The organism is Pseudoalteromonas sp. BSi20495 (genome assembly GCF_000241185.1).
GTDB lineage: Bacteria > Pseudomonadota > Gammaproteobacteria > Enterobacterales > Alteromonadaceae > Pseudoalteromonas > Pseudoalteromonas fuliginea.
In genome coordinates this window covers 1-6,717 of sequence record NZ_BADY01000164.1, presented here as the reverse complement: position 1 = coordinate 6,717, position 6,717 = coordinate 1, and the positions used below count along the sequence as shown (strand labels likewise).

The window sequence follows — 6,717 nt, the reverse complement described above, 5'->3', positions numbered from 1 at the left end:
GATCAACACGCCCTAGCTAAAGCGAAAAAGGCCTTACAAATGTAAGGTCCTTTTTTATGTGTAATACATTTATTTTAACGAGCGTACGGGTCGGCAACTATTTTATCTACGTACCATTTTCCTTTTTTACGAAGCATTTTTAACACTGCGCATTTCATCAATTTTCCCGCCATTTAGGGTGCCAGTAAAAATCAAATTTATTTTAGCTTTATCACCATATTGTTCTCGTAAACTCATATTTGACATGTCGACTTCAATAACTACCTCATCATATTGCATGTTTATCAAGTTACGAGAGAATTGTTTAGCTGTTCCGTAAGATTTCATTATGCGAGTTAGGTTAGGTGTTGCCATTTTGCTGGCTTTTTGAAGGTCTTTTTGGTTATAAAGTGCATCAAAATAAGCGGTTGCTGTATCACCTGGACTATCGCTAGATATTTTGGCATCGTCGCCGCAACCTACAATAAATAGGCAAGTTATGACACTTAGAATAGTTAGTAGTTTTTTCATTGTTATCATTATTGTTGTTGATTAAGCTTTTTAAAGTGTGTGGCTAAATTATGAATATGTAAAGAGGGAGGCAATATTTAAGGGCTGATCTTTCGATAAATAATAAAAAAGGATGCCATAAGCATCCTTTTTAAACATGTGTAGATTACTGTACTAGCTCTTGTTCACTAAACTCTTCATCAAACATTGGGCTTGATAAGTAACGCTCAGTTGCACTAGGTAGGATAACAACAATATTTTTATCTGCGTTTTCAGGTTTTTCTGCGATACGTTTAGCTGCAACAACGGCTGCACCTGATGAAATACCCACCAAAATACCTTCTTTTTTCATTAATTGATGCGCCATAGCTATTGCGTCTTCGTTAGATACAAGCTCTGCACCATCAATTAAATCCATATCTAAGTTGCCAGGAATAAAGCCTGCACCAATCCCTTGGATTTTATGAGGGCCTGGTTTGATTTCTTCACCGGCAAGCGTTTGGCTAATAACAGGAGAGTTAGTTGGCTCAACAGCAATAGACTTAACGTTTACACCTTTTTCTGTTTTAAGGAAGCGGCTAACACCTGTAATAGTACCACCAGTGCCTACACCCGCTACAAAAAAGTCTACTTTGCCGTCAAGCGCATCATAAATCTCAGGACCTGTTGTTTCAAAGTGAATTTTAGGGTTTGCAGGGTTTTCGAATTGCTGTAATAAAATATATTTATCAGGTGCCGTTGCTTGAATTTCTTTTGCTTTTTCAATTGCGCCATTCATACCTTTAGCACCGTCGGTAAGCACTAGATTTGCACCTAATGCTTTTAATAGCTTGCGACGTTCTAGGCTCATAGTATTAGGCATAGTAAGCGTTAACTTATAACCGCGTGCTGCTGCAACAAATGCAAGTGCAATACCGGTGTTACCCGATGTTGGTTCAATAAGCTCCTTACCTTCAACAAGCTGACCTGATTTTTCAGCTTCCCAAATCATTGATGCACCAATACGGCATTTGATGCTAAAGCTAGGATTACGAGATTCAACTTTAGCGTATACATTCCCACCTGTAACACGGTTAAGTTTTACTAGCGGCGTATTACCAATACTTAGTGAGTTATCTTCAAAAATAGTAGACATAATGTTCCTTTGGATACAATCTGATCAACGTGTTAATAGCCTTTGCCACTAACTATATAGACACACTTTACTGAGAGTTTAAAAAAACTAAAGTAAAGTTTGGCTATAACATATATCTATTGAGCTTATAACTAAGTGAAATTAAAATCCACAATAGCTGATACTTTAGTTATTAAAGGTGTGTACTAAATTTTTAAAGTAAGTGAGAGATGATTAGTTGAGCAATTTAAGTTAAAAATTAACTTAAAATAAGTGCAATTGATGTTTATTTGTGCAAATGAACTTCACTTGAACAGTTTTATGACACAAGCTAGGTAAAACATGATAAAAACACGTATCTAAATTCAATTAAGCAATCACAATGAAGTTAATCTTAAAATTAATTGCCGGTATTGTGGCCGGTATTTTAGTCGGACTTTACGTACCTATAACGGGTGTTGAACTTTTATTCACAGTAAAAGAGCTGATTGGTCAAATTATCTCCTTTACCATTCCACTTATTATTTTATTTTTTATTGCATCGGGCATTGCAGGCCTACCAAAAGGGTCAGGGCACTTACTTGGCAAAACCGTCGGCTTTGCTTATAGCTCTACAATTATTGCCGGTACACTTGCATTTTTATTAGTGAGTGCCGTTATTCCTTTTTTAAGTGGAAACATTACGTTTGAAGCAGAAGTTGCTACTGAAATAGGTAGCTTTATTGATTTAGAAATTCCACCATTGATGGGGGTAATGACCGCGTTGGTAACTGCTTTTGTATTTGGTATTGGCATGAGCCAATTAGAGCTAGGTACACTGAAAAAAGTGTCTGATCAGGGGCGTGATGTTATTGATGGGCTTCTATCAAAGGTAATTATTCCTGCTTTACCATTTTACATTGCAGGTGTATTTGCCGAAATGACGGTGGCAGGCACAGTGGTAGATACATTGCAAACATTTGGTGTAGTACTAATTGCAGCGCTTGTTATGCATTGGTTATGGTTAAGCGTTTTATATATAGCGACAGGTATATTGTTAAAACGTAATCCAATCGAATTAGTTAAAAATATGCTACCTGCCTACTTTACTGCACTGGGGACAATGTCGAGTGCGGCAACAATTCCAGTTTCGCTACAATCAAGTAAAGCAAACAACGTAAAAGAAGATGTAGCAAACTTTACCGTACCACTGTGTGCAACCATTCATTTATCTGGCTCAACTATTACTATTGTAACGTGTGCAATGGCTGTTATGTTTTATCGCCAAACATGGAAGTACCTTCATTAATGGGGATATTGCCATTTATTATGATGCTCGGTGTCGTTATGATAGCAGCACCGGGTGCTCCAGGTGGTGCAGTTATGTCGGCGCTTGGTTTATTAACAAGCATGCTTGGGTTTAATGAAGGAGCTGTTGCATTAATGATTGCTCTTTATTTAGCACAAGATAGCTTTGGTACTGCATGTAATGTAACCGGTGATGGTATCATTGCATTATGGGTTGATCGTTTTAGCGATAAAAAATCATATTAAACTATTAGATTGAGACAATAATATTAGTTATTGTCTCGCTTTATATATGTTACTGTGGCAAATTAATTTATTAAATTGCATGTTGTTAGGTAAATGAGGATGTTCCATTGATTAATGTACTTTTAGTTGATGACCATGAACTTGTACGAACAGGCATCAAGCGCATTCTTGATGACGTACGAGGGTTTAAAGTAATTGGCGAAGCTAAAACCGGCGAAGAGGCTGTACAGTTTTGCCGTCAGCATGCGCCAAACATCGTATTAATGGATATGAACATGCCAGGTATGGGCGGATTAGAAGCGACTAAAAAGATTTGTCGTTACTGTCCCGATGTAAAAATTATTGTGCTCACTGTTAATTGCGAAGACCCATTTCCTAGTAAAGTAATGCAAATTGGCGCGCATGGCTTTTTAACTAAAGGTGCAGGTTCTGACGAAATGGTGCGTGCTATTCGCTGTGTTCATGCAGGTCAGCGATACATAGCTCCTGAAATAGCGCAGCAAATAGCGCTAGCGCAAGTGACCGGCCGTACAGATGAAAACCCTTTTCAGAGCTTATCTGAACGTGAGCTGCAAATTATGCTTATGATCACCAAAGGTGAAAAAGCACAAGATATAGCTGAACGTTTGAACCTAAGTTCTAAAACAGTAAATAGCTATCGTTACCGTATGTTTGAAAAGCTTAATGTAGGTGGTGATGTTGAGCTTACCCACTTAGCTATTCGTCATAAAATGATTGATATAGACGTGTCGTACTAACCTATAATTTATGTCTGAATTTGATCACGTACATTTCCTCAAAACGCTATCAAGCGAGCCTGGTGTTTACCGTATGCTTGATAGTGATAGCCAAGTTATTTATGTTGGTAAAGCCAAGCATTTAAAAAAGCGTGTCAGCAGTTACTTTAGAAGTAACATTACCGACAGTAAAACACGCGTTTTAGTGAGTAATATTTGTGATATTGACGTCACACTTACTAATACTGAAACCGAAGCGCTGCTGCTTGAAAATAATCTAATAAAAAAATATCAGCCTCGCTATAACATATTATTACGCGACGATAAGTCGTATCCCTATATTTTACTAACGAGCCATAAACACCCTCGTTTAGCGTTTCATCGTGGTAGTCGTAAAATTAAAGGCGAATACTTTGGGCCATTCCCTAGTGCAGGAGCTGTATCTGAAAGCTTGCGCTTAATGCAAAAAATATTTCCTGTTCGTCAATGTGAAGATGCTTATTACCGCGCAAGAAGCCGACCATGTCTGCAATATCAGCTTAAGCGTTGCTCAGCTCCGTGTGTAAATAAAGTCACGGATGATGATTACAGCGAGCAAGTTGACTATGTCCGTAAGTTTTTAACGGGTAAATCTCACGAAGTTATTGCTGATTTAATAAAAAAAATGGAAGCAGCCAGCCTACAATTAAATTTTGAACTGGCGGCAAAAGTTCGCGACCAAATAATGCTACTTCGTAAAATGCAGGAGCAACAGTCTATATCTGGTAATTTTGCTGAAATGGACGTAGTTGGTTTTGCCCATTTAAACGGATTAAATGGCATTCATTTATTAATGATCCGCGATCATAAAGTACTGGGCAGTAAAACGTATTTTCCTAAAGTACCTAAAGATTCAAGTGAGCAAGAAATCCTAACCTCATTTTTAGGCCAATACTACTTAGCGCCTGGAGCAACAGGGCGTATTGCAAAAGAAATCATATTACCGTTTGAAATAGAAGAGAGCGATGCACTCGGCGAAGCACTCACACAAGTAAGTGAGCGCAAAGTAATACTTAAAGTAGTTACCCGTGGTGAGCGTGCTCAATACTTACAACTGGCCAACAAAAATGCATTAAACAGTATTGCAGTTAAGCAAAGTACCCAAGACTCTATTAATAAACGTTATGCACAATTAAAAGCAACACTGCGACTTGACGATATTACTCGAATGGAGTGTTTTGATATAAGCCACACCATGGGAGAGAACACTGTTGCAAGTTGTGTTGTATTTGATTCTCAAGGACCAAATACTAAAGAGTACAGGCGCTATAACGTAACGGGTATTACCGGTGGTGATGATTACGCTGCAATGGAGTTTGCGCTTAATAAGCGTTACAACAAATTAGTAGATGAAGACAAAATTCCAGACGTTATCTTTATAGACGGTGGTAAAGGGCAACTGGGGCGTGCGGAGCAGTACTTTTCTAACTGGCCGCATACAAAAATGCCATTATTGGTCGGTGTTGCTAAAGGTACTAGCCGTAAACCAGGCCTTGAAACACTATTGATTGACGGTGGTCGAAAAACTATCCCAATGGATTCTGATGCACCTGCACTGCATTTGATTCAGCATATACGCGACGAATCTCATCGCTTTGCTATTGCAGGGCATCGTAATAAACGTCAAAAACAACGAACACAATCACTATTAGAAGAAATAAATGGAGTAGGTTCTAAACGTCGCCAAACATTATTAAAATATTTAGGGGGCATGCAGGGAGTAAAAGCTGCTAATATAGAACAGTTAAAGAAAGTTCCTGGGATCAGCCCTGACATGGCTGAGAAGATATTTAACCATTTGCATGACAAGGGCTAGCCCTACATGCGAATATAGAAAAAAAGACATATCCAAGTAGTTATGTGGAATATTCCAAACACACTCACAACATTTAGACTTTTTCTTATCCCCGTTTTTTTGGTGATATTTTATTTGCCTTATAGCTGGGCTTTTTTTGCTGCCGCTTTTATTTTTTGGCTTGCATCAATAACCGATATACTCGACGGTTATTTAGCAAGAAAGCTTGAGCAATCAACTCCTTTTGGTGCTTTTTTAGATCCCGTTGCTGATAAAGTAATGGTATGTGCTGCGCTAGTCGCATTATCTGATCAGTACCAATCAATGTATATGACAATACCGGCTCTTATTATAATAAGTCGTGAAATTATCATATCTGCACTTCGTGAATGGATGGCAGAGCAAGGTAAGCGTGGTAACGTCGCCGTATCAAATATGGGTAAAATAAAGACGGCTGCACAAATGTTAGCCATTATCGGTTTGATTTGGCAATATGATACGTGGATGAACTATTTAAGTTTTGGACTACTGTATATTGCGACCTTTTTAACCTTGAGTTCAATGCTGCAATATTTACGTGCAGCGTGGGGCGAATTGACTAAAAATTAACTCTAAATGTATAATAACGCACCGTTTTAGATAAAAAACAAGCAAACAGTTCAAAACTAGCATTTTTTGTATTGACGCGTTTAATAATCTCTGTAGAATGCGTCCGTGTTGAGAGGGCATAGCCCCCTAGATAAACAAAACGGTAATTAATCAGTTACCTAAATGACTCACATAAGTAATCATGTGATAATTAAAATAACTGATAAATAAAATGCGGTACTAGCTCAGTTGGTAGAGCGCGACCTTGCCAAGGTCGAGGTCACGAGTTCGAGCCTCGTGTACCGCTCCAAGTTTATCTTAAGGTTAATACCCCGTACAGGGGCGGAATGGCAGAGTGGCCATGCACCGGATTGCAAATCCGTCTACCTCGGTTCGACTCCGGGTTCCGCCTCCATTTCAAC

General features: G+C 38.5%; 4 protein-coding genes, 2 tRNA genes and 2 pseudogenes. 6 read left to right on the top strand and 2 right to left on the bottom strand.

Annotated elements, in window-relative coordinates:
* Positions 1–74: 74 nt before the first annotated feature.
* Positions 75–510: pseudogene (locus P20495_RS01900) on the bottom strand (hypothetical protein).
* Between the two features lie 145 nt (positions 511–655).
* The gene (gene cysK, locus P20495_RS01905) at positions 656–1,624 is read right to left on the bottom strand and encodes a cysteine synthase A (protein WP_007377974.1); all 969 of its coding nucleotides are present in this window, start codon (positions 1,622–1,624) and stop codon (positions 656–658) included.
* A 361-nt stretch (positions 1,625–1,985) separates the two neighbouring features.
* On the opposite strand from cysK, the pseudogene P20495_RS21045 reads away from it, so the two are divergent.
* The 6 genes and pseudogenes from P20495_RS21045 (at position 1,986) to P20495_RS01930 (ending at position 6,710) form a co-directional block, all read left to right on the top strand.
* Positions 1,986–3,136 (top strand): annotated as a pseudogene (locus tag P20495_RS21045) (dicarboxylate/amino acid:cation symporter).
* Positions 3,137–3,243: 107 nt separating this feature from the next.
* Entirely contained in the window at positions 3,244–3,894 is a 651-nt protein-coding gene (gene uvrY, locus P20495_RS01910; protein ID WP_007377972.1) for a UvrY/SirA/GacA family response regulator transcription factor, read from the top strand.
* Between the two features lie 10 nt (positions 3,895–3,904).
* Positions 3,905–5,728 (top strand): excinuclease ABC subunit UvrC, encoded by a 1,824-nt coding sequence (gene uvrC / locus P20495_RS01915; RefSeq protein WP_007377971.1) that lies wholly within the window; start codon positions 3,905–3,907, stop codon positions 5,726–5,728.
* Between the two features lie 42 nt (positions 5,729–5,770).
* Positions 5,771–6,316, top strand: a complete 546-nt coding sequence (pgsA, locus tag P20495_RS01920) for a CDP-diacylglycerol--glycerol-3-phosphate 3-phosphatidyltransferase (RefSeq protein ID WP_033016396.1) — start codon at positions 5,771–5,773, stop codon at positions 6,314–6,316.
* 213 nt (positions 6,317–6,529) lie between these two features.
* Positions 6,530–6,605: transfer RNA gene (locus tag P20495_RS01925), tRNA-Gly, on the top strand.
* A 31-nt stretch (positions 6,606–6,636) separates the two neighbouring features.
* Positions 6,637–6,710, top strand: a tRNA-Cys gene (locus P20495_RS01930).
* The last annotated feature ends 7 nt before the right edge of the window (positions 6,711–6,717 follow it).

Bases quoted from the DNA above. Each gene is read 5' to 3' on its own strand.
- uvrC (WP_007377971.1), top strand. From the start codon at position 3,905: ATGTCTGAATTTGATCACGTACATTTCCTCAAAACGCTATCAAGCGAG.
- cysK (WP_007377974.1), bottom strand. From the start codon at position 1,624: ATGTCTACTATTTTTGAAGATAACTCACTAAGTATTGGTAATACGCCG.
- pgsA (WP_033016396.1), top strand. From the start codon at position 5,771: ATGTGGAATATTCCAAACACACTCACAACATTTAGACTTTTTCTTATC.